A 21,698-nucleotide genomic window follows, 5' to 3' on the forward strand; every position below is an offset into this window, starting at 1 on the left:
TGTCCCCATGAGTGACACACCGGTCAAGCAGCAGAACACGGCGGCCTACTACGGCCAGGCGGTCGCCTCCTTCGGGATCGCCCTGGGCGCGGTCGCCCTCGGCGTCTTCAACCTGGAGGCCGACGCCTGGGTCCGGGCCTTCCTGGGCATCGCCGTCCTCTACCTCACCACCTCCGCCTTCACCCTCGCCAAGGTCGTCCGCGACCGGCAGGAAGCCGGGCAGATCGTCAGCCGGGTCGACCAGGCCCGGCTGGAGAAGCTGCTCGCCGAGCACGACCCCTTCCAGAAGCTCTAAGCGCTTGCTCACTGTCGGGGTATGGTGTTCGTCCTGTGACCACCGGAAGGGGCGAGCGAGCGATGAGTGCGGCGGAGGAAACGGCCGGCGGCGAGGACACGCCATGGGACGAGGTGACGCCTGACGCGGCCAGGCGGCTGCTCGTCGCCGCCGTCGAGGCCTTCGCCGAGCGCGGCTACCACGCCACCACCACCCGGGACATCGCGGGCAGGGCCGGGATGAGCCCGGCCGCGCTCTACATCCACTACAAGACCAAGGAGGAGCTCCTCCACCGGATCAGCCGCATCGGCCACGTGAAGGCGCTGGACATCCTCCAGGCCGCCGCCGACGGGCCCGGCGGCGCCACCGAGCGGCTCGCCGACGCCGTACGCTCCTTCGTCCGCTGGCACGCCGGGCGGCGCACCACCGCCCGCGTGGTCCAGTACGAGCTCGACTCGCTCGGCGACGAGCACCGCGCGGAGATCTTCGAGCTGCGCCGCAGGAGCGACGCCACGGTGCGCCGCATCATCAACGAGGGCGTGGCCACAGGGGAGTTCGACGTCCCCGATGTCTCCGGCACCACCCTCGCGGTGCTCTCGCTCTGCATCGACGTGGCCCGCTGGTTCAACACCGAGGGGCGCCGGACGCCCGACGAGGTCGGCGCGCTCTACGCCGACCTCGTGCTGCGGATGGTGGGCGCCGAGGCGCCCGGGGCTCAGAAGTAGTAGCGGGACACCGACTCGGCGACGCACACCGGCTTGTCGCCGCCCTCGCGCTCCACCGTCACCAGGGCGGTCACCTGCACGCCGCCGCCCGCGTCCTCGACGCCCCGCAGCACGGCCGTCGCGCGCAGCCGCGAGCCGACCGGCACGGGGGCGGGGAAGCGCACCTTGTTGGCTCCGTAGTTGACGCCCATCCTCATGCCCTCGACCCGCATGACCTGCGGTACGAGGAGGGGGATCAGCGACAGGGTGAGGTACCCGTGCGCGATGGTCGTCCCGAACGGCCCCGCCGCGGCCCGCTCCGGGTCCACGTGGATCCACTGGTGGTCGCCCGTGGCCTCGGCGAACAGATCGATCCGCTTCTGCTCGATCTCCAGCCAGTCGCTGTGCCCCAGCTGCTCGCCGACCGCTGCGCGCAGTTCGTCGGCGGACGTGAAGATCCTCGGCTCTGCCATGTTCCGGCTCCCCTGACACTCGATGTCTAAGCGCTTGCTCAGCATGGTGCGGGGGACGCGGTCCTGTCAACGGACCGCCCCGCGCCGCCCAGTAGGGTTCGAGGGGTGCCGCAGATTCCAGAGAAGATCCACGAGCTCACCGTCGGCCAGCTCTCCGCGCGCAGCGGGGCGGCCGTCTCGGCCCTGCACTTCTACGAGTCCAAGGGCCTCATCAGCAGCCGCCGCACCAGCGGCAACCAGCGCCGCTACAGCCGGGACGCCCTGCGCCGCGTCGCCTTCGTCCGTGCCGCCCAGCGCGTGGGCATCCCGCTCGCGACGATCCGCGACGCCCTGGCGGAACTCCCCGAGGAGCGGACACCCACGAGGGAGGACTGGGCGCGCCTGTCCGAGACGTGGCGTGCGGAACTCGACGAGCGGATCGACCAGCTGAGCCGGCTGCGTGACCACCTCACCGACTGCATCGGCTGCGGCTGCCTCTCCCTCAAGACGTGCGTGCTCTCCAACCCGGACGACGTCATAGGCGAGCGCATCGCCGGGTCGCGCCTCATGCCCGAGCGCCGCCGCCCGGCGACGCCCGACACCACCCGTCCGTGAACAGCGGCACCGGCCGCGGCCGTCGGGGAGGCAGCACCAGGGGCGCGGCGGACGGGCCGGTCCCCGCCGGGGGTCACGCCTCCGGGGGCAGGCCCGGTTCGCTCATGCCGGGGCGGCCGAACAGCAGGTCGTAGCCCGGCGGGAGCTGGAGGAGTATCCGGCGCATCAGGTCGTCGCCCGCCGTGTCCGCCACCACGCTGAGGACCGCGCCGACGTCCCACTGGGCCGTCTCCTCCGTGGCGCCCTCGATCCACGCCGCCGTGGCCCGCACGAACCGCTCCGGTCCGAGCGGTTCGGCCGCGGGGAGCGGGTTGAGCAGCACCAGGGCGCACGTCTCCGGCAGCCCGGCGGCCAGTTCGGCCCGCTCGTTGCCCACCAGATGGGCGCCGAGCAGGGCCAGGACGACGCGGGCGGCCCGGTCGGCCTCCCGCCGGGAGGGGTACTCACCGCGTTCCTGAACCGCGGCCAGGAACGCGTCCCACTGCATGCGCATCTCTCTCCCTCGGCCTCGTTGAAGGGCGGGGCGGGGCCGGCGGGACCGCCCCCGCCCCCACGCTGCGGGGTGGGCCGGTCAGGCGCTGATCCGCCCGCGCTCGCCGCCGCCCCCGATCGTGATCCTGCGCGGCTGGGCCTGCTCGGCGACCGGGATGCGCAGGGCCAGGACGCCCTTGTCGTAGGACGCCTCGATGCGTTCGGTGTCCAGCGTCTCGCCCAGGAACAGCCGGCGGCCGAACGTGCCGGCCGGCCGCTCGGCGACCACCATCTCCGTGTCGCCGTCCGGGGCGGCCCGGCGCTCGGCGCGCACGGTGAGCACGTTGCGCTCCACGTCCAGGTCGATGCTCTCGGGCGGGACGCCCGGAAGGTCGAGCAGGACGACGAAGGTGTCCCCGTCCCGGTAGGCGTCCATCGGCATGGCCGCCGGGTGCGCGCTGGTGCCCAGCAGGCGCTCGGTGAGCCGGTCGAGTTCCTGGAAGGGGTCGGTCCGCATCAGCATCGTCGGTCCCTCCTCCGCTCGCTCACGGATGCTGCTGACCGTCTGCCCTTTCCTTATAACTCCGGCCCCGAGGGTTGACAAGAGGGCACTCAAGAAAGCTCACTCGTACTCCGTGCCGCCCTTCCGGGTGAGGTAGGCGGGGCTCACCGCCTTCGCTATCGCCCGGCCGCCCACCACCGGGCTGTACCGCTCGGTGGCCGGCCGGACGACCACGCCCTCGCGCAGGTGCAGCTCCCGCCCCGAGACGGTCTCCCTGCCGGTGGCCAGCTCCAGCACCTTCGCGATGTCGTACGGCCCCGAGTACAGCCGCGGCACCAGCGGCAGCGCGCCCTCCACCGTCCCGGCCGGGTCCAGCCAGCGGACCTGCCCGTCGACCTCGGCCGCGACGTCGAAGACGGCGTACCCCAGCTCCCGGCTCCGGCCGTCGGCGCCGTACGCCAGGTCCTGCACCCCGGCGCCGTACACCTCGCCGAACACGCCGATCCTGGTCGCGCCCAGCCGCGCGGCGAGGTCCGCGGCGACCGCCGGCACGTCGTACGCCCGGATCGCCCGCCAGTACAGGTTGCGTGGGTCCTCCGTCAGGGCCAGGCCCTTGGCGCCGTAGCCCTTGGAGGAGACGTGCACCCGGTCCTCCCCGGCGACGTACGTCATCAGGCAGGCCGTGCCGTGCAGCTTCTCCGTCAGGACGACCGGCTCGCCCGGCTCGAAGATGCCCGGGTACCGCTGGATGTTCTCGATGTCGACCCACGGCAGCAGGTCGGGGGCGGCCTCCACGTCACCGTTCATCGTCGTCGGCACCGGCGGCACCCACTTGGTGATGCCCAGCACCTCCGCGAAGTCGGTGCCCTCGGCCGCCGCCCGCGCCAGGTCCACGTCCGCCAGCGCGCGCGGCCGGCAGACGAGGCCCTGCGACAACTCACCGCGCAGCCGCACGGCCTTCACCCGGTTCGACGCCTTCCCGGCCAGCCGCCCGGTCAGCCCCAGCTCCTCCACGAGCCCGGCCGGCAGCACCGCCTGCTCGGGGATGTACACGGCGGCCTCGCCGGTGCGGTAGGCGCCCTTGGCGACGACCGCGCGGTACAGGCCGACCTGCGCGAGCTCGAGGGCGTCGGCGTTCGGATGGTCGTGGACGGTCAGCAGTTCCGCGGTGACACGCAGGGTCGACATGGGTGTGCTCCTTGTGGCGGGTTGTTCATCGCCCCCACTGTCGCCGGACGGGAAAGCGGTGGCCCACCGAATTCACCGCTTGGTAGCGTCCCGTAGCGCACATGCCTCGGCGACCAGCCGCGCGTTGGAGTCCGCGGGCCGCCCGTCGGGCAGCAGCAGCGTGTCCTCCAGGCCGACGCGGGTGTCCAGCCCACGGCGCAACGCCAGGCGCAGCACCGGCCACGCCCCGCCGTCCTCGCCGTGCAGCAGCACCGGCAGGCCGTGGGCATCGCCCACTTCCGCCAGCAGTGCCCGGGCGGTGTCCCCGGCGGTCACCGGGTCCGGGTCCGTCACCTCCGCCAGCACGCGGGACACCCGGGGCGCCAGCGACGACGCCAGGAACCGCCGCACCCCGTCCGTCCCCGACCAGAGGCCCGCCTCCACGCCCACGCCCCGCTCCAGCAGCACGGCGGCGACCTCCTCCGCGCCCGGCTCGTGCCAGTTGACCGAGGCGAGGTCGGGCAGCACCGTCCAGGACCGCACCCGCTCCACCCGCCGCCGCGGCTCGGGCTCCGCCCACGCCCCGGTGGTCACCCCGACCGGGACGTCCACCGCCCCGCGCACGGCCGTCAGCACCGCGGCCACCGCGCGCGGCGACAGCGTGTCGTCCCCGCAGGGCGACTTGGGGTGCACGTGCACCTCGGCGGCCCCGGCCGCCACCGCGCCCGCGGCCGACCCGGCCATCGCGGCCGGCGACATGGGCACGGCGGCCGAATCCCCCGTGCCGCGGCTCCCGTTCACACAGACCTGGATCATGCCCCGATGGTGCCACCCACCACCGACGACGCCCCGCCACCAACGACGCGCGGCCCCCGCTCCACGCGCGGCCGCCGTCCCGGCTCCCCGTCCGTCCCGGCTCCCCGTCCGCCCCGGCCACGACCCCCGCCCGGCCCGCCCGTGCGAGGCACGCGCGGCGCGCGGCCGCGGGACCACGGGCGCGTACCGACGCCGGCGCGCGCACCCGCCGGCAGCCGGACCCGTGCCGCCCGTCCGCGACCGGGCTCACGCCACCGACGCGAGCTCCTTGCGCCGGCCGCGCTTGGCCAGCGCCAGGGCCTCGGGCGTCAGCACCGCCTGCGGCACCACCACCCCGCACCGCGTGCACACGGGCCCGAACCAGGGCTCGTTCGACAGGTCCGGCCGCCAGACGATCGCGTCCCCCGCGCACACCGGGCAGTGCTCGCCCGGCCCGGTCTCCAGGGCGGTGATCAGCCGGCGCAGCGCCTCCGCCAGGGGCACCGTCGGGTGCAGCGACGGGTCGTCGCACCGCGCTATGCCGTTGCCGCCCCAGGTGCGCCGGTGCCAGTCGTCGATCCAGCCGGGCCGCCGCAGCCCGTCGTGCTTCTCGCGCCTGCGGCGCGCCGCGAACTGCTCCTCGTAGGCGAGCCAGACCGCCCGCGCCTCCTCCAGTTCGTCGAGCGCGGCCACCAGCCGCGCCGGATCGGGCTCCCGGTCCTCGGGTCCGAACCTGTGCCTGGAGCACAGGTGGTCCCAGGTGGCCCGGTGCCCGTAAGGGGCGAACCGTTCCAGGCACTTGCGCAGCGAATACCGCCGCAGCGCCAGATCGCACCGTGGGTCCCGAACCTGTCTCGCCAAACTCCGGAATCCGGCCATCGCACTGCCACCTCCGTCACTCGTACTTCGGCGTCGATGAATGGACGTACGGGTTCCCAGTTCGGCTCCATCGAAAAACGAATGGGGTCCATCAGCAGGACATCTGACGTGAAATGCCCCCACGGCCACCCGTGTGGTGATTCCGCGGAACTGACGCTCCCTCACCACAGCGGGGGTGCGCGCACGCCGGGCGCCGCACAAATGCGTCCTCACCGGTCGCATCGCACGATCGGCGGCATCGGCGGGATACCACCGTTCCGGACGGCCGGACGGAATCGCGAACGTTCGCCCGTCCGTGGCCGGTTCGGCCAGCGGCGGTCCGCCCACGGTCAGCGGTACATCAGGTACCGCCGCCGCACGGACCGGAAGGCCGCCAGGTCCGCCTCCCAGGCGCCGGCCACCTCGTCGGTGTCCGCGCCCGCCTCGATCAGGGTCCTCACCTTCGCCGATCCGGTCAGCTTGTCGATCCAGTTGTCCGCCCGCCAGGCGAAACCGCTCCAGCTCCGTTTCGCCGTCACCAGCAGTCCGATACCCGTCCGCACGGGATCGAACGCCTCCCGGTCGTCCACGTGCACCTGCACCCCGCCCACCGTCCTGCCCTGGAACTTGGAGAACACCGGAGCGAAGTACGCCTCGCGGAAGCGCACGCCCGGCAGCTCCAGCGCGTTCGCCGCCTCCGCCCACCGCCGGTCGACACCGTCCGCGCCCAGCAGTTCGAAGGGCCGGGTCGTGCCCCGCCCCTCCGACAGGTTCGTCCCCTCGAACAGGCACGTACCCGCGTACACCAGCGCGGTGTCCGGCGTCGGCATGTTGGGGCTCGGCGGCACCCACGGCAGCCCCGTCGCGTCGAAGAAGTCGGTCCGCCGCCACCCGGACATCCGCACCGTCGCCAGCTCCACCGGCTCCGCCAGGAACTCGCCGTTGAACAGCCGCGCCAGCTCCGCCACCGTCATCCCGTGCGCCTGCGCGATCGGCTCACGCCCCACGAACGTCGCGAACGCCCGGTCCAGGACGGGCCCGAGAGCGGCCCGCCCGGTCACCGGGTTGGGCCGGTCCAGCACCATGAAACGTTTCCCCGCCAGCGCCGCCGACACCATGCAGTCGTACAGCGTCCAGATGTACGTGTAGAAACGCGCGCCCACGTCCTGGATGTCGAAGACGACCGTGTCGACCCCCGACGCGGTGAACACGTCCGCCAGCGCCCGCCCGCTCTTCAGGTACGTGTCGTACACCGGCAGCCCCGTCGCCGGATCGTCGTACCGCCCCTCCGAACCGCCCGCCTGGGCCGTGCCGCGGAAACCGTGCTCGGGCCCGAACACCGCCACCAGGTCCACGCGGTCGTCGGCGTGCATGACGTCCACCACGTGCCGCACCCCGGCGGTCACCCCCGTCGGGTTGGTCACCACCCCCACCCGCTGCCCCGCCAGCGCCGCGTACCCGTCGGCCGCGAGCCGGTCGAAGCCGGTCCGCACCCGGCGGCCGCCGCCCCCGTGGGCCCCCGCCCGGCCCGGCGCGGCGGCCACCGCACCCACCGCGCCACCGGCGACCAGCAGACCCCGCCTGGACACGCTCATCCGACACCTCCGTGACGCTCGACCGATCCGGGACTCGCACGCTAGCGCGGCCGCCCGCCGCGGGGAACGAACGCGGCACGACGTCGTCCGGGCGCCGCGACACCCTTCCCCCGCCACATACCGACCGGTTAGTCTGTCCACCCGGTCAGGAGCCGAGGCCGAGCAGTCACGACGAGAGGCGGGTCCCATGAGTACGGTCCAGGGCGCGGGCGTGGTGGTCACCGGAGCGGGCGGCGGCATCGGGGCCGCGCTCGCCCGCAGATTCGCCGCCGAAGGCGCCCGCGTCGTCGTCAACGACATCGACCCCGGCCGCACCAAGGCCGTCGCCGACGAGATCGGCGGGACCGCCGTCCCGGGCGACGCCTCCACCGTCGTCGAGGAGGCCCGCGACGCGCTCGGCGGCACCGTCGACGTCTACTGCGCCAACGCCGGCCTCGCCTCGCCCGGCGACGCCTTCGCCGAGGAGCACGTCTGGGCAGCCGCCTGGGACGTCAACGTGATGGCCCACGTCCGCGCCGCCCGCACCCTGCTGCCCGACTGGCTGGAGCGCGGCTCCGGCCGCTTCGTCTCCACCGTCTCGGCGGCCGGACTCCTCACCATGGTCGGCGCCGCGCCCTACAGCGTGTCCAAGCACGGCGCGTACGCCTTCGCCGAATGGCTCTCGCTCACCTACCGCCACCGCGGCCTGAAGGTGCACGCGATCTGCCCGCAGGGCGTCCGTACGGACATGCTCACCGCCGCCGGCTCGGCGGGCGACCTGGTCCTCGCCCCCACCGCCATCGAGCCCGAGGACGTCGCCGACGCGCTCTTCGAGGGCATCGAGGCCGACCGGTTCCTGATCCTGCCCCACCCCGAGGTCGCCGCCTACTACCGGGCCCGTGCGGGCGACCCGGAGCGCTGGCTGAACAATATGAGCCACATCCAGCAGAAGTGGGAGGGCGACGGCGAGTGAACCCGAAGACCTCGGTCTACGTGGCCAGACCGTGGCTCGCACAGCTGAGCGAGGCCCAGCGGGCCCCGGTGCGGCCGGCGGCCACCGTCCTGCACGCCTTCCGCGCCGCCGTCGCCAGGGCCCCCGGCCGCACCGCTCTCGCCTACTTCGACGGGCGCCTGAGCTACCGCGAGACCGACGCGCTCTCCGACTCGGTGGCCGGACACCTGGCCGCCCGGGGCGTCGGCCGCGGCGACCGGGTCGCCCTGATGCTCCAGAACACCCCGCACTTCGTCCTCGCCCTGCTCGGTGCCTGGAAGGCCGGCGCCACCGTCGTCCCGCTGAACCCGATGTACAAGTCGGCCGAGGTCGCCCACGTCCTGGCCGACTCCGGGGCGAGCGTCCTGATCTGCTCCGACCGCGCCTGGGAGGGGTACCTGCGCGAGACGGCCGCCGCCTCGCCCGTGCGCTTCGCCCTCACCGCCTGCGAGAAGGACCTCCAGACCCGCGACGACCCGCGCGTCCTGGGCTTCGAACGGCTGCCCGTGCCGTCCGACACCGACGACCTGGTCGCCGTGGCCCGCGCGGACCACCCGGCGCCGCAGTACGGGCGCGACCTCACCGGCGCCGACGTGGCCCTGATCAGCTACACCTCCGGCACCAGCGGCACGCCCAAGGGCGCCATGAACCTGCACCGCGGGATCATGTACAACGCCGAGCGGCAGCGCACCGGCCACCCCGTCGCCGAAGGCTCCGGCTACTTCGCCCTCGCGCCGCTCTTCCACATCACCGGCATGGTGTGCGAGCTGGCCGCCTGCGTCGCCAACGCGGGCACCCTCGTCCTCGCGTACCGCTTCGAGGCGGGCGTCGTCCTGGACGCCTTCGCCGAGCACCGCCCCGCCTACACCGTCGGCCCCTCCACCGCCTTCATGGCGCTCGCCGCCCACCCCGGGGCCACGCCCGGCCACTTCGCCTCCTTCCAGGTGATCTCCTCCGGCGGCGCCCCGGTCCCCCCGGCGCTGGTCGAGAAGTTCCGGGCCGGCTTCGGCCCCTACCTCCGCAACGGCTACGGCCTCACCGAGTGCACCGCCCCCTGCGCCTCCGTGCCGCCCGACAAGGAGGCCCCGGTCGACCCCGCCTCCGGCACCCTCTCGGTCGGCGTCCCCGGCCCCGAGACCGTCGTCCGGATCCTGGACGAGAACGGCGAGGAGGTGCCGTTCGGCGAGCAGGGCGAGATCACGGTGCGCGGCCCGCAGGTGGTCCCCGGCTACTGGCGGATGCCGCAGGCCACCGCCGAGAGCTTCCCGGACGGCGAGCTGCGCACCGGCGACATCGGCTTCATGGACCGGGACGGCTGGCTGTACGTGGTCGACCGCAAGAAGGACATGATCAACGCCTCGGGGTTCAAGGTGTGGCCGCGCGAGGTCGAGGACGTGCTCCACACCCATCCGGCGGTCCGCGAGGCGGCCGTCGTGGGTGTCCCCGACGCCTACCGGGGGGAGACGGTCAAGGCCTACGTCAGTCTGTGCCCGGGAGCCGCGGCGGAGCCGGCGGAGCTGTCCGCGTACTGCGAGCGGCGCCTCGCGGCGTACAAATATCCCCGCGAGGTCGAGATCCTGCCGGATCTGCCGAAGACGACCAGTGGGAAGATCCTCAGGCGGGAACTGCGTTACCCCGCGTAAGACGGCGACACGCACACGTACGAGAAAGGTGGCGGCACATGGCCAGGACGACGGACGGGAACGGCACCCCCGTCCCCCAGAGGCTGCTGGCCACCGCCACCCGGCTCTTCGCCGAACAGGGGTACGACCGCACCTCCGTCCAGGAGATCGTCGAGGCGGCCGGCGTCACCAAGGGTGCCCTCTACCACTACTTCGGCTCCAAGGAGGACCTGCTCCAGGAGGTGTACTCGCGCGTGCTGCGGCTCCAGCAGGAACGGCTGGACGCCTTCGCGGGCGCGGACGCGCCCGTGGAGCAGCGGCTGCGGGACGCCGCCGCCGACGTGGTCGTCACCACCATCGAGAACCTCGACGACGCGTCGATCTTCTTCCGGTCGATGCACCACCTGAGCCCGGAGAAGAACAAGCAGGTCCGCGCGGAGCGGCGCCGCTACCACGAGCGGTTCCGGGCCCTCATCGAGGAGGGGCAGGAGCAGGGCGTCTTCTCCACGGCCACCCCCGCGGACCTGGTGGTGGACTACCACTTCGGCTCGGTCCACCACCTGTCCACCTGGTACCGGCCGGACGGCCCGCTCAGCCCCCAGCAGGTGGCCGAGCACCTGGCCGACCTGCTGCTGAGGGCCTTGCGGGCCTGACGCGGAGCGTCAGTTGGCGTCCACCAGGTCGTGCGCCGGCACGGTCACCGTGCGCGCGCCCTTCTTGCCGCCCAGGACGATCTTCCGCAGGGCGCTGTTGTTGGTGAGGTCGGTCTCCTTGAGCCGCTTCTCCGGGTTGGCCAGCACCTGGATGTAGTAGGTGCCGTTCGGCAGCGAGGTGATGTCGAACGACTGGCCGGGCAGGTCCTGGGTGTAGGTGTCGCCGGAACCCACGTCCAGCACCTCACGCACCGAGATGGAGTTCCGCTGGCCGCACGCCGTGGACAGGTCCGTGTTGTACGGGTGCCAGTTGGCGTTCTTCACCGTGTAGTCGACCGCGTCGGTGTTGGCCAGGCAGAAAGCCTCCTTGCCGCTGCGCACGGCCTCCTTCTGATCGGCCTTCAGCAGCCGGTAGCTGGCGAAGTCGGTGAAGTGCCAGTGCTCGTGACCCGGGCGCGGGTCCCACTCCATGGTGCCGGTCGGGGTGTAGCCGACCTGCTTGCCCTTCGCGTCGTAGAAGTACTGGTAGGCGTCCATCAGCTCCTTGCCGGGCGCGCGGAAGCCGTCCACGACCAGCTGCGCGGGGCCGGCGTTCCACACGTTGGCGCTGAAGGCGAGGAAGTCCTTGCCCTTGTCGGGGCCCTCGGTGGCCGGCTCGCTGACGGTGATGCCGTAGGCGGGCAGCGAACGCAGGTCGGGCTTGGGCACGTCCGGCACGACCGCCTTGCCCGTCGGCCGCTTGGCCGCCGGCTTCACCGCCGGTGCCTTGCGCGAGCCGTCGGTCCGCCCGGCGCCGTCGCCCATGCGCGCCCCGGCCTTGAGGGCCTGCTTCTTCACGGCCCACGGCACGGCGGGCGGGGCAGGGACCAGGGGCCCGTGGCCGACGTTGTACGAGGGTCCGGCGCCGCTCGTGGGGGCCGCCGGGGCGGCCGGGTCCACCGCTCCGTGACCCGCGTGGCCGCCCTTAGCGCCGTGGCCCGCGTGCCCCGCCCGTCCCGCGGGCGCGGCGTGGCCGGCCGCGGTGCCGTGACCGGCGTGGGCCGCCGGGTGGCCCGCCGCGCGGGCGTCGCGGCGCGCGGCGGGCGCCGCGCCCGCACCGCCCTCCGAACTGATCTCCCGCACGGTGACCTTGACCGTCTGGGGCTTGTCGGCGATGCCGAACACGTCGCGGTAGCGCTTGGCGACGGACACCTTGGCCGTGTACTTCCCGGGCTTCAGGACCACGGGCTCGGAGTAGACACCCGCGTAGGTGTTGGCGGCCCAGCCCTTCTCCACGCCCCACACGGAGCCGAGGGTGAACGGGTTGGTGGGGCAGCTCTCGGGGTACTTCGAGGTGGCCGGGGCGTCGGGGCGCACCCGCCCGGACGCGTTGTTGGGGCAGAACGCCTCGGACCTGTTCAGCACGGTCCTGCCCGCCGCGTCGGTGAGGGTGACCTGGACGAAGCCCGGCAGACCGGCGAAGTCCTTCACCAGCCCCTTGGGCAGGGCCTTCTCCGTGGTCCTGCCGCCCTCCCGGAGGACCTGCGCGGCCACCACCGGGTCCTTGTAGGACTTGCGGGTCACCTTCAGTTCCAGCGGGGCGTTCTCGGCGGTGACGTAGGTGCCCAGGTCGAGGTAGACGCCGGGCTCCTCCTTGTACGAGTCGAGGGTCACCGACTGCGAGGCGGCGATCAGGCTGAGCCGCGGGGCGGCGGGGGCGGCGGGCGCGGCCTCGCCGTCGGGCGCGGCGGCGACGATACCGGCGGTCACGGCGACGGCCGCGGCTCCGGCGATCACCGAGCGCCCGAGACGGGCCTGGGGGGATCTGGTCATCGTTCCCTCGTTCTGCGAGTGCCTGTCGGGACGGCGTACGGCGGCGGGGCCGCGCGTGGTCATGGCGCGATCCCGTCTCCGGCCCGTGAGAGTCGCCGGTCGGCACTGCGGGTTGTCCGGACCCCGGCAAGTCGGGAATCCTTGGCCGAAAATAGGCTCTCGGCACCGGATCCCGCCGACTTGAAGCCGTTCGCACCCGCCGGGCACCGCACATGTGGTAGAGCCCGGGGCCGACCGCGGCCCCGGGCTCCTCGCACCGTACGGTCGTGACCGTCAGGCGTACTTCCTCAGCTCCCGCCGCGCCAGCGAGCGCTGGTGCACCTCGTCGGGGCCGTCCGCCAGCTTCAGCGTGCGGGCGGCGGCCCACAGCTCGGCGAGCGGGAAGTCCTGGCTGACGCCACCCGCGCCGTGCACCTGGACCGCCTTGTCGATGATGTCCACCACCGCGCGGGGCGTGGCGATCTTGATGGACTGGATCTCGGTGTGCGCGCCCCGGTTGCCGACCGTGTCCATCAGCCAGGCGGTCTTCAGCACCAGCAGCCGAAGCTGCTCCACCGTCACCCGGGCGTCCGCGATCCACCCCTGCACCTGCCCCTGGGCGGCCAGGGGCTTGCCGAAGGCCGTCCGGGACACGGCCCGGCGGCACATCAGTTCGATGGCCCGCTCGGCCATGCCGATCAGCCGCATGCAGTGGTGGATCCGGCCGGGCCCGAGCCGGGCCTGGGCGATGGCGAACCCGCCGCCCTCCTCGCCGATCAGGTTCGCCGCCGGCACCCGGACGTCCTCGAACACCACCTCGGCGTGGCCGCCGTGGGAGTGGTCCTCGTACCCGTACACCTGCATCGCGCGCCGGACGTGCAGCCCCGGGGTGTCCCGGGGGACGAGGACCATGGACTGCTGGCGGCGGATGTCCTCGCCGTCCGGATCCGTCTTGCCCATCACGATGAAGATCGCGCAGTCGGGGTTCATCGCCCCGGAGATGTACCACTTCCGGCCGTTGATGACGTAGTCGTCGCCGTCCCGCCGGATACGGGTCTCGATATTCGTCGCGTCCGAGGAGGCGACCTCCGGCTCCGTCATGGCGAAGGCGGACCGGATCTCCCCGGCGAGCAGCGGCCGGAGCCACCGCTCCTTCTGCCGCTCGTCACCGAACTGGGCCAGCACCTCCATGTTGCCGGTGTCGGGGGCGGCGCAGTTCAGCGCGGTGGGCGCCAGGTGCGGGGAGCGGCCCGTGATCTCGGCAAGCGGCGCGTACTGGAGGTTCGTCAGGCCCGCCCCGTGCTGCTCGTCGGGCAGGAAGAGGTTCCACAGGCCCTGCCTGCGCGCCTCCGCCTTGAGCTCCTCGACCACGGCCGGGGTGTCCCACGGCGAGGCGAGCTTCGCCCGCTGCTCGTGCTCCACCTCCTCCGCCGGGTACACGAACTCGTCCATGAAGGCGAGGAGTTTCGCCCGCAGCTCCTCGGTGCGCGCGTCGAATGCGAAGTCCATGGGTGTCGGTCAGCCTTCCTGGAGAGTGGTGAGGCCGTGCTCGATGAAGACGGGCACCAGGTCGCCGATGCGGTCGAAACCCGCGCCGACGGTCTGCCCGAGGGTGTAGCGGTAGTGGATGCCCTCCAGGATCACGGCGAGCTTGAACCAGGCGAACGCCGTGTACCAGGAGATGGCGGAGGTGTCGCGGCCGGAGCGGGTGGCGTAGCGCTCGACCAGCTCGGCGGGCGAGGGGTGGCCGGGCGCCGCCGCCGTGGTGGAGACGGGGGAGTGCGGCAGGTCCAGCCGGACGCTGTACATGGCCAGCAGGCCCAGGTCGGTGAGCGGGTCGCCGAGCGTGGACATCTCCCAGTCCAGGACGGCCCGCACCCGGTCGTCCTCGCCCAGCAGCGCGTTGTCGAGGCGGTAGTCGCCGTGGACGACCGCCGGGGCGGGGGAGGGCGGCAGCGCGCGGCCGAGCGCGGCGTGCAGCTCGTCGATCCCGGACAGGTCACGGCTGCGGGAGGCGTCCAGTTGCTTGCCCCAGCGCCGCAGCTGCCGGTCCAGGAAGCCCTCGGGCCGCCCGAAGTCGCCGAGCCCGACCGCCTCCGGGTCGACCGCGTGCAGGTCGACGAGGGTGTCGACCAGCCCCAGGACCGCGGCCCGGGTGCGCTCGGGACCGAGGGGCGCGAGCTGGTCGGCGGTGCGGTACGGCGTCCCGGTCACGAACTCCATGACGTAGAACGGCGCCCCGAGCACCTCCTCGTCCTGGCACAGCACCAGCGGTTCCGGGACCGGCACGGCCGTCGGGTGCAGGGCGCTGATCACCCGGTGCTCGCGCCGCATGTCGTGCGCGGTCGCCAGCACGTGGCCCAGCGGCGGGCGGCGCACCACCCACTGGCCGGTGCCGTCGGTGACGACGTACGTGAGGTTCGACCGGCCGCCCTCGACGAGGCGGGCGCTGAGCGGTCCGCTCACCAGGCCGGGCCGCTCGCGGTCGAGGTAGCCGCGCAACCGCTCGGGATCGAGGCCTGGTGGGGGAGCTGAGCTCATCGTTCGCACCTCCGGTGACGGGAAGGACAGTGGCGTACGCAGCAGCATGACCGACCAGTCGGTATGTCGTCCAGTGCCGGGCCGGAAACCCGGTGCGCACGTCTGGCCTTGTGGTCGGGATGCTGAATAGAGTTCATGTATGGACACAGCGCTGCTGATCGACGACGTTCGGCTCACCCCGGTCCTGATCGCGGACCCTCCCCTCCTCAACACCCAGGGCGTCCACCAGCCCTACACCCCACGGCTCGTCATCGAGGTCATCACACGCGGTGGTGTCAGCGGGGTGGGCGAGACCTACGGCGACGGCGCGTATCTGGACCTCGCCCGGCCGCTCGCCGGGGCGCTGTCGGGCCGACCGGTCACGGACGTGAACGGCCTCCCCGGCCTGGCCGAGCGGGTGTGCGGCGGCTCACCCACCCCCGAGGAGGGCGTCGACGCGGGCGGGCTGCGGGGCGTGAGAACGGCCGGCAAGACGCGGGCGTCCGTGGTCTCCGGCTTCGAGGTCGCCTGCCTGGACGCCCTCGGCAAGACCCTGGGACTGCCCGTGCACGCCCTCCTGGGCGGCAAGGTCCGCGACACCGTCGACTACAGCGCCTACCTCTTCCACCGCTGGGCCGCCCACCCGGAGGGCGGCGAGAAGGACGACTGGGGCGCGGCCCTCGACCCGGCCGGCATCGTCGCCCAGGCCCGGCGCCTCGTCGCCGAGCACGGCTTCCGCTCCTTCAAGCTGAAGGGGGGCGTCTTCGAACCGGACCGGGAGATCGCGGCCGTCCGCGCGCTGGCGGAGGCCTTCCCCGGCCGGCCGCTGCGCCTGGACCCCAACGGCGCCTGGTCGGTGGAGACGGCACTGTACGTCGCCGAGCGGCTCGCCGGCGTCCTGGAGTACCTGGAGGACCCGGTGAGCGGCACCGACGGCATGGCCGCCGTCGCCGCCGCCACCGACATGCCGCTCGCCACCAATCATGTGCGTGACGACCTTCGACGAGATCGCCGAGGCCTTCACCCGCGACGCCGTCCAGGTGGTGCTCTCCGACCACCACTACTGGGGCGGCCTGCACCGGACCCGCGAACTGGCGGCCGTCTGCGGCGCCTTCGGAGTGGGCCTCTCCATGCACTCCAACACCCACCTGGGCATCAGCCTCGCCGCGATGACCCACGTGGCGGCCACCGTCCCCCGCCTCGACCACGCGTGCGACAGCCACTACCCGTGGCAGACCGAGGACGTCATCACCGCCCGCCACGTCTTCCGCGACGGCCGGCTCACCGTCCCCGACGCGCCCGGTCTCGGCGTCGAGCTCGACCGCGGGCGGCTCGCCGCCCTCCACCGGCGCTGGCTCGACGACGACGGCACCCTGCGCGAACGCGACGACGCCGCGGCCATGCGCGAGGCCGACCCCGCCTGGACCACCCCGCCCACGCCGCGCTGGTGACACCCCGCCCGCGCGCGTGCCCCCGTTCACCCGGGCGTGCCGGCCCGGCGCGTCCCCGCCCGCCCCGCACGCGCGCGTGCCGGGCGGGCGGGGCGGGGATCAGTGGTCGTCCCAGTGGTCCTCGTGCGCGGCGTGCCGGTGGCCCTCGTGGACGTAGTCGACGTGGTCGCCGTGCGCCACGGCCGGATGGCCGCAGCCGTCGCCGTGCACATGGGCGTGCCCGCTGTGGGCCACGTGCTCGCCCGGCTCGCACTCGTCCCAGTGTCCCGAGTGCTCCCGGTGGAGGTGCCCGTCGTGCACGTAGTCGAGGTGGTCGTGGTGGACCATGGCCCGGTGCCCGCAGGCGGGGCCGTGGGTGTGGGCGTGGGCGGAGTGTTCCTGGTGGAGGACGGTCATCACGGGCCTCCGGCGCGTCGGCTTCGGTGACACCTCCAGGCTAGTCCCGTCCGCCCGGTGGCGATCGGTCCCGGCTTGCGGGCGGGCCGGACCGGCCGGAGGGTCGGACCATGAAGGCGATCAGCTACAGCCGCTACGGCGGCCCCGAGGTCCTGGAGTTCGGCGAGCGCCCCGACCCCAAGGTGGGGCCGGACAAGGTGCTCGTCCAGGTCCGCGCGGCGGCCGTGAACCCCGTCGACTGGAAGGCCCAGGCGGGGTACCTCGACACGATCTTCGACACCGTCTTCCCGGTGATCCCCGGGTGGGACGTCTCCGGGGTGGTCGTCCAGCCCGGGGTGTCCGTGACCGAGTTCTCCGTCGGGGACGAGGTCATGGGGTACGTGCGCGAGGACGTGCTGTGCCACGGCACCTTCGCCGAGTACGTCGCCGCCCCCGTCCGCACCCTCGCCCGCAAGCCGCGCAACCTGGGCTTCGAGGAGTCGGCCGCGCTGCCGCTGGCCGGGCTCACCGCCTATCAGGCGCTGCACCGGGCCCTGCACGTCCGTTCCGGCGACACCCTCCTGGTGCACGCCGCGTCCGGCGCCGTCGGCTCGATGGCCGTGCAGATCGCCCGGCACCTCGGCGCCCGCGTCATCGGCGCCTCCCGCGACGAGGGCCAGGACCGGGTGCGCGAACTCGGCGCCGAGCCGGTGCCGTACGGCGACGGCTTCACCGCCCGCGTCCGCGAGCTGGCGCCGCGCGGCGTGGACGCCGCCCTCGACACGGTCGGCGGCCAGGTCCTCAAGGAATCGGCCGCCCTGCTCGCCCCCGACGGCCGGCTCGCGTCCATCGCGGACGGCGAGGTGATCGCCCTGGGCGGCCGGTACTACTGGGTACGCCCCGACACGGACGACCTCACGGCGCTCGCCGGTCTGGTGGAGGAGGGCGCCCTGACGGTCCGGGTCGCCGCGTCCTTCCCCCTGGAGCGGGCCGCCGACGCCCAGCGCGCCAACATGGAGGGCGGCCTGCACGGCAAGGTCGTGGTGACCGTGGACCACGACCACTGAGCGGCTACAGCACCACGCCCACCGCGAACGCGGCCAGCGCCACCGTGCACGCCGCGGCCACGACCGCCCCGCGCGCCGACAACGCACGCGGCCGCGCCGTCCCCAGCGCCACCATCCGCCGGTGCGCCACCCCCAGGAACCCCAGCCACACCAGCAACGACAGCCCCGCGCCGATCAGCCCGGCCGCCGTGACCTCTTCGTGCACCGCCTGCTTGGCGGCCAGCACCGCGGCGACGGTGGCCGACAGCGTCGTGCGGCGCCACGCCAGCCGTGTCCGCTCCGGCTGGAGCCCGGGGTCGCGCACACCGGCCGCGCCGCCCGTCATCAGCCGCTCCAGCCGAAGAGCACGACCACCACCATCGCGCCGGCGACCAGGCCCACGGCCAGGCTCAGCAGTGTGGGGAAGCGGCTGACGGGCAGGTCCTCGCCCCGCCGCATCGCCCGCTCGCACCGCGCCCAGTGGTTCACCGCCCGCAGCGCGCACAGCGCCCCGGCGGCGAGCAGCGCCAGCGCCATCCCGACCCGCACGCCCCAGCGCAGGTCCGGCAGGAACTGGTCCACCGCGAACCCGCCGCCGACGAGGGCGAGCGCGGTGCGGATCCAGGCCAGGAAGGTGCGCTCGTTGGCGAGGGAGAACCGGTAGTCGGGTGTGTCGCCCTCTTCCCGGATCCGCTGCGGCGAGAACCACAGCCGCAGACCCCGCACGAAATCGGTCACATGATCAGACTACCGGCGGGGCGCGCCCCCAGCCCTCCGGTACTCCCGCAGCCGCTCGTACGCCGCCAGCCCGTCCGGCACCCACTCCCACACGCCCAGACGCGCCTCGACCTCCCGCTCCGGCCAGAACGCGTGCCACGCCACCTCCTCCGCCTGCGGCTCCACCGGCACCGCGCACCGCACCTCGTACACGGACGACCACCACGACCCGCGCCCGCCGCCGTCCTCGTACAGGAACTTCAAGCGCGGCGTCGGCCTCGGCAGGCCGCGCACGCCCAGCTCCTCCTCCGCCTCCCGCAGCGCCGCGTCGTCGTAGCTCTCGCCCGCCCCGACGACACCGCCCACGAACATGTCGTACAGGGACGGGAAGACCAGCTTCGTGGCCGTGCGGCGGTGCACGAACACCCGGTCCTCGGCGTCCCGCGCGAGCACGAACACGCACCGGTGGCGCAGGCCCCGCGCGTACACCTCGCCGCGCGGCAGCCGCCCCACCACCCGGTCGTGCTCGTCGACGACGTCCAGGATCTCTTCGGCAGCGTTCATGCCGCCATGAAAACACCGCCCGCCTGTTGACGTGTTACCGCCGCGTACCGAAGATCAGAGCACCCTGCCGACAAGGATGAGGACCCATGGCGTACGACGCTGACGTGATCGTGATCGGGGCGGGCCTCGCGGGCCTCGTCGCCACCGCCGAGCTGGTCGACGCGGGGCGCAGCGTCATCCTCCTCGACCAGGAACCGGAGCAGAGCATCGGCGGCCAGGCGCACTGGTCCTTCGGCGGCCTGTTCTTCGTCGACTCGCCCGAGCAGCGCCGGATGCGCATCCGCGACAGCCACGAGCTGGCCCTCCAGGACTGGCTCGGCACCGCCGGCTTCGACCGCCCCGAGGACCACTGGCCGCGCAAGTGGGCGGAGGCGTACGTCGACTTCGCGGCCGGCGAGAAGCGCGCCTGGCTGCGCCGGCAGGGCGTCCGCTTCTTCCCGGTCGTCGGCTGGGCCGAACGGGGCGGCTACGACGCCACCGGACACGGCAACTCGGTGCCGCGGTTCCACATCACCTGGGGGACCGGCCCCGGCCTGGTCGCCCCCTTCGAACGGCGCGTCCGCGCGGGCGTCGCCCGGGGTCTGGTACGCCTGGCGTTCCGGCACCGCGTCACCGGGCTCGGCCGCACCGCGGGCGCCGTCGACACCGTCAGCGGCGAGATCCTGGAGCCGTCCGGCGCCGAGCGGGGCACGGCCAGCAGCCGGCGGGTCACCGGCGCCTTCGAGTACCGGGCGCAGGCCGTGATCGTCACCTCCGGCGGCATCGGCGGCAACCACGACCTGGTCCGCGCCCAGTGGCCCGAGCGCCTGGGCACCCCGCCCGAGAAGATGCTCTCCGGCGTTCCCGCGCACGTCGACGGCCTGATGCTGGGCATCGCGGAGGCGGCCGGCGCCCACCACATCAACCGCGACCGGATGTGGCACTACACCGAGGGCATCGAGAACTGGAACCCCATCTGGGCCCGGCACGGCATCCGCATCCTGCCCGGCCCGTCCTCGCTCTGGCTCGACGCGACCGGGCGCCGGCTCCCCGTCCCGCTCTTCCCCGGCTTCGACACGCTCGGCACCCTCGAACACATCATGCGGACCGGGCACGGCCACACCTGGTTCGTCCTCAACCGGCGCATCATCGGCAAGGAGTTCACCCTCTCCGGCTCCGAGCAGAACCCGGACCTCACCGGCAGGTCCGTCCGCGGCGTGCTGGACCGCGCCCGCGCCGACGTGCCGGGCCCGGTCAAGGCGTTCATGGACCACGGCGTCGACTTCGTCGTCGAGAAGGACCTGCCCGCCCTGGTGCGCGGCATGAACGCCCTGACGAAGGAACCGCTGATCGACGAGGCGGAACTGCGCCGCGAGATCACCGCCCGGGACCGGGAGATCGCCAACCCCTTCACCAAGGACGCCCAGGTCACGGCCATCCGCGGCGCCCGCAAGTACCTCGGCGACCGGCTGATCCGCACGGTCGCCCCGCACCGCGTCCTGGACCCGGCGGCCGGCCCGCTGGTCGCCGTGCGCCTGAACATCCTCACCCGCAAGTCGCTCGGCGGACTGGAGACCGACCTGTCGTCCCGGGTCCTCACCGCCGGCGGCGACCCGCTCCCCGGGGTGTACGCGGCGGGCGAGGCGGCCGGCTTCGGCGGCGGCGGCGTCCACGGCTACCGCTCCCTGGAGGGCACCTTCCTCGGCGGCTGCATCTTCTCCGGCCGCGCGGCGGGCCGGGCCGCCGCCCGTTCCGTCGTCTAGATCGTGCCCTCCGGGACCGGCGTCGCCTGGTGGTAGTACAGCCTCCAGACACCCCCGTGGTCCGGGTCCCGGCGCCACAGGGAGCTGCGCCGGGCCCGGCGGCCCTCCACGACCGATTCGTACGTCAGGTGCACCAGGTCCGGCGCCAGCAGGACGCCCGTCATGCCGGACACCTCGTACCGCGGCCCGCCGGGGTCGCCGCCCGTCATCCCCGGGAGCGCGGCGAGCATGTCGTCCCGGCCCCACCGCCGCCCGGAGGCGCCGACCTCCGCGAAGTCCGGGTGCAGCAGCCGCGCCGCCTCCGTCCGCGACGTCCGCACGGCCGGGTCGAGGAGCCGCAGCTCGCCGGCGACCGCCTCGTCGACCCCGGTCACCGCAGGTCCTCCACGACACGGAACCGCTCGGCGACGACCAGCGTGGTGTCGTCGACCGTGAAGTCCGGGTCCCCGAGGGCCTCGCGCATCTCGTCGCCGTGCCAGAACGCCTCGTGGTCCGCGCGCCATTCGGCGACCGACCGGTGGCCCTCCCCCTCGTCGAGCGCGTGGCGCAGGTCCACCTCGCCGAGCGGCAGGACCCGGACCTCCGTCAGCTCCAGCACCGCCACCTCGCGGCCGTCCGAGTCGATGAGCGCCGACCGCTCGCCGACCGGCGGGAGTTCCTCGCCCTCCGCCTCGTACTCGACCAGCAGACCGGTCGTCGACGTCTTCTCACCCGACAGCACCGCGGCGACCAGCCGGTCGCGCAACGGCCCGGGAAAAGCCAGCAGATAGGGCTTGAGCTGCTCGGTGTTCGCCATGGGGCGACAGTCTGGCAG

General features: G+C 73.6%; 24 protein-coding genes and 1 pseudogene. 9 read left to right on the forward strand and 16 right to left on the reverse strand.

Going from position 1 to position 21,698, the window contains the following annotated elements; translation table 11 throughout:
* Positions 1-7 precede the first annotated feature (7 nt).
* Together A4V12_RS10775 and A4V12_RS10780 are read left to right on the forward strand one after the other, a co-directional pair.
* A complete protein-coding gene (locus tag A4V12_RS10775; protein WP_064069057.1) occupies positions 8-295 on the forward strand; it encodes a YiaA/YiaB family inner membrane protein in 288 nt (95 codons plus the stop codon).
* Positions 296-357: 62 nt separating this feature from the next.
* Positions 358-999, forward strand: a complete 642-nt coding sequence (locus tag A4V12_RS10780; protein WP_064069058.1) for a TetR/AcrR family transcriptional regulator — start codon at positions 358-360, stop codon at positions 997-999.
* Here the strand turns inward: A4V12_RS10780 and A4V12_RS10785 are convergent.
* Positions 990-1,451, reverse strand: a complete 462-nt coding sequence (locus A4V12_RS10785; RefSeq protein ID WP_064069059.1) for a MaoC family dehydratase — start codon at positions 1,449-1,451, stop codon at positions 990-992. The genes A4V12_RS10780 and A4V12_RS10785 overlap by 10 nt on opposite strands.
* Positions 1,452-1,556: 105 nt before the next feature.
* Here A4V12_RS10785 and soxR point away from each other — a divergent pair, with 105 nt between their 5' ends.
* Positions 1,557-2,045, forward strand: coding sequence for a redox-sensitive transcriptional activator SoxR (soxR, locus tag A4V12_RS10790; protein WP_064069060.1), 489 nt, complete (start codon positions 1,557-1,559; stop codon positions 2,043-2,045).
* 73 nt (positions 2,046-2,118) lie between these two features.
* Here soxR and A4V12_RS10795 read toward each other — a convergent pair whose 3' ends face one another.
* The 6 genes from A4V12_RS10795 to A4V12_RS10820 all read right to left on the reverse strand — a co-directional run bounded on the left by A4V12_RS10795 (position 2,119) and on the right by A4V12_RS10820 (position 7,433).
* Positions 2,119-2,538: a DUF2267 domain-containing protein gene (locus A4V12_RS10795; RefSeq protein ID WP_064069061.1), complete on the reverse strand. Its 420-nt coding sequence runs from the start codon at positions 2,536-2,538 to the stop codon at positions 2,119-2,121.
* Positions 2,539-2,616: 78 nt separating this feature from the next.
* On the reverse strand, positions 2,617-3,039 hold the full coding sequence (locus A4V12_RS10800; RefSeq protein WP_064069062.1) for an Hsp20/alpha crystallin family protein: 423 nt from the start codon (positions 3,037-3,039) through the stop codon (positions 2,617-2,619).
* A 99-nt stretch (positions 3,040-3,138) separates the two neighbouring features.
* On the reverse strand, positions 3,139-4,206 hold the full coding sequence (locus A4V12_RS10805; RefSeq protein ID WP_064069063.1) for an RNA ligase (ATP): 1,068 nt from the start codon (positions 4,204-4,206) through the stop codon (positions 3,139-3,141).
* Positions 4,207-4,278: 72 nt separating this feature from the next.
* Positions 4,279-5,001, reverse strand: a complete 723-nt coding sequence (locus A4V12_RS10810) for a 3-keto-5-aminohexanoate cleavage protein (RefSeq protein WP_064069064.1) — start codon at positions 4,999-5,001, stop codon at positions 4,279-4,281.
* 246 nt (positions 5,002-5,247) lie between these two features.
* Positions 5,248-5,859: a hypothetical protein gene (locus tag A4V12_RS10815; protein WP_064069065.1), complete on the reverse strand. Its 612-nt coding sequence runs from the start codon at positions 5,857-5,859 to the stop codon at positions 5,248-5,250.
* 329 nt (positions 5,860-6,188) lie between these two features.
* Positions 6,189-7,433: an exo-beta-N-acetylmuramidase NamZ family protein gene (locus A4V12_RS10820; RefSeq protein ID WP_064069066.1), complete on the reverse strand. Its 1,245-nt coding sequence runs from the start codon at positions 7,431-7,433 to the stop codon at positions 6,189-6,191.
* Positions 7,434-7,620: 187 nt separating this feature from the next.
* On the opposite strand from A4V12_RS10820, the gene A4V12_RS10825 reads away from it, so the two are divergent.
* Genes A4V12_RS10825 through A4V12_RS10835 form a run of 3 tightly spaced genes read left to right on the forward strand, consistent with a single transcriptional unit; the run spans position 7,621 to position 10,678 of the window.
* Complete coding sequence (locus A4V12_RS10825) at positions 7,621-8,385, forward strand: SDR family oxidoreductase (RefSeq protein ID WP_064069067.1); 765 nt, start codon at positions 7,621-7,623, stop codon at positions 8,383-8,385.
* Positions 8,382-10,046, forward strand: coding sequence for a class I adenylate-forming enzyme family protein (locus tag A4V12_RS10830; protein ID WP_107415387.1), 1,665 nt, complete (start codon positions 8,382-8,384; stop codon positions 10,044-10,046). Before A4V12_RS10825 ends, A4V12_RS10830 begins: the two co-directional genes overlap by 4 nt.
* 38 nt (positions 10,047-10,084) lie before the next feature.
* On the forward strand, positions 10,085-10,678 hold the full coding sequence (locus A4V12_RS10835; RefSeq protein WP_064069069.1) for a TetR/AcrR family transcriptional regulator: 594 nt from the start codon (positions 10,085-10,087) through the stop codon (positions 10,676-10,678).
* 9 nt (positions 10,679-10,687) lie between these two features.
* Here the strand turns inward: A4V12_RS10835 and A4V12_RS10840 are convergent, their stop codons facing one another.
* From A4V12_RS10840 to A4V12_RS10850, 3 genes are all read right to left on the reverse strand, one after another.
* Positions 10,688-12,490: a lysyl oxidase family protein gene (locus A4V12_RS10840; protein WP_064069153.1), complete on the reverse strand. Its 1,803-nt coding sequence runs from the start codon at positions 12,488-12,490 to the stop codon at positions 10,688-10,690.
* Positions 12,491-12,763: 273 nt separating this feature from the next.
* On the reverse strand, positions 12,764-13,978 hold the full coding sequence (locus A4V12_RS10845) for an acyl-CoA dehydrogenase family protein (protein WP_064069070.1): 1,215 nt from the start codon (positions 13,976-13,978) through the stop codon (positions 12,764-12,766).
* A gap of 9 nt (positions 13,979-13,987) precedes the next feature.
* The gene (locus A4V12_RS10850) at positions 13,988-15,010 is read right to left on the reverse strand and encodes a phosphotransferase family protein (protein WP_064069071.1); all 1,023 of its coding nucleotides are present in this window, start codon (positions 15,008-15,010) and stop codon (positions 13,988-13,990) included.
* Positions 15,011-15,149: 139 nt separating this feature from the next.
* Here A4V12_RS10850 and A4V12_RS10855 point away from each other — a divergent pair.
* Positions 15,150-16,440 (forward strand): annotated as a pseudogene (locus A4V12_RS10855) (enolase C-terminal domain-like protein).
* Positions 16,441-16,539: 99 nt separating this feature from the next.
* Here the strand turns inward: A4V12_RS10855 and A4V12_RS10860 are convergent.
* Positions 16,540-16,836, reverse strand: coding sequence for a hypothetical protein (locus A4V12_RS10860; protein ID WP_064069072.1), 297 nt, complete (start codon positions 16,834-16,836; stop codon positions 16,540-16,542).
* Positions 16,837-16,946: 110 nt separating this feature from the next.
* Here A4V12_RS10860 and A4V12_RS10865 point away from each other — a divergent pair, with 110 nt between their 5' ends.
* Positions 16,947-17,882: an NADP-dependent oxidoreductase gene (locus tag A4V12_RS10865; RefSeq protein ID WP_064069073.1), complete on the forward strand. Its 936-nt coding sequence runs from the start codon at positions 16,947-16,949 to the stop codon at positions 17,880-17,882.
* A gap of 4 nt (positions 17,883-17,886) precedes the next feature.
* Here the strand turns inward: A4V12_RS10865 and A4V12_RS10870 are convergent, their stop codons facing one another.
* The 3 genes from A4V12_RS10870 to A4V12_RS10880 are packed head-to-tail and all read right to left on the reverse strand — an operon-like array spanning position 17,887 to position 19,142.
* Entirely contained in the window at positions 17,887-18,207 is a 321-nt protein-coding gene (locus tag A4V12_RS10870; protein ID WP_064069074.1) for a DUF202 domain-containing protein, read from the reverse strand.
* Positions 18,207-18,599 carry a YidH family protein gene (locus A4V12_RS10875; protein ID WP_064069075.1) on the reverse strand — a complete coding sequence of 131 codons (393 nt, stop codon included), beginning with the start codon at positions 18,597-18,599 and terminating at the stop codon, positions 18,207-18,209. Before A4V12_RS10875 ends, A4V12_RS10870 begins: the two co-directional genes overlap by 1 nt.
* Before the next feature lie 9 nt (positions 18,600-18,608).
* On the reverse strand, positions 18,609-19,142 hold the full coding sequence (locus tag A4V12_RS10880) for an NUDIX hydrolase (RefSeq protein WP_064069076.1): 534 nt from the start codon (positions 19,140-19,142) through the stop codon (positions 18,609-18,611).
* Positions 19,143-19,228: 86 nt separating this feature from the next.
* On the opposite strand from A4V12_RS10880, the gene A4V12_RS10885 reads away from it, so the two are divergent.
* Positions 19,229-20,884 (forward strand): FAD-binding dehydrogenase, encoded by a 1,656-nt coding sequence (locus A4V12_RS10885; protein ID WP_064069077.1) that lies wholly within the window; start codon positions 19,229-19,231, stop codon positions 20,882-20,884.
* On the opposite strand, the gene A4V12_RS10890 is transcribed toward A4V12_RS10885, so the two are convergent.
* Both A4V12_RS10890 and A4V12_RS10895 read right to left on the reverse strand, forming a co-directional pair.
* Positions 20,881-21,258: a DUF4440 domain-containing protein gene (locus tag A4V12_RS10890; RefSeq protein WP_064069078.1), complete on the reverse strand. Its 378-nt coding sequence runs from the start codon at positions 21,256-21,258 to the stop codon at positions 20,881-20,883. The genes A4V12_RS10885 and A4V12_RS10890 overlap by 4 nt on opposite strands.
* The gene (locus tag A4V12_RS10895) at positions 21,255-21,680 is read right to left on the reverse strand and encodes an ASCH domain-containing protein (protein ID WP_064069079.1); all 426 of its coding nucleotides are present in this window, start codon (positions 21,678-21,680) and stop codon (positions 21,255-21,257) included. The genes A4V12_RS10890 and A4V12_RS10895 overlap by 4 nt, the downstream gene beginning before the upstream one ends.
* Positions 21,681-21,698 lie beyond the last annotated feature (18 nt).

This window comes from Streptomyces noursei (genome assembly GCF_001646665.1).
GTDB classification, from domain to species: Bacteria; Actinomycetota; Actinomycetes; order Streptomycetales; family Streptomycetaceae; genus Streptomyces; species Streptomyces lavendulocolor.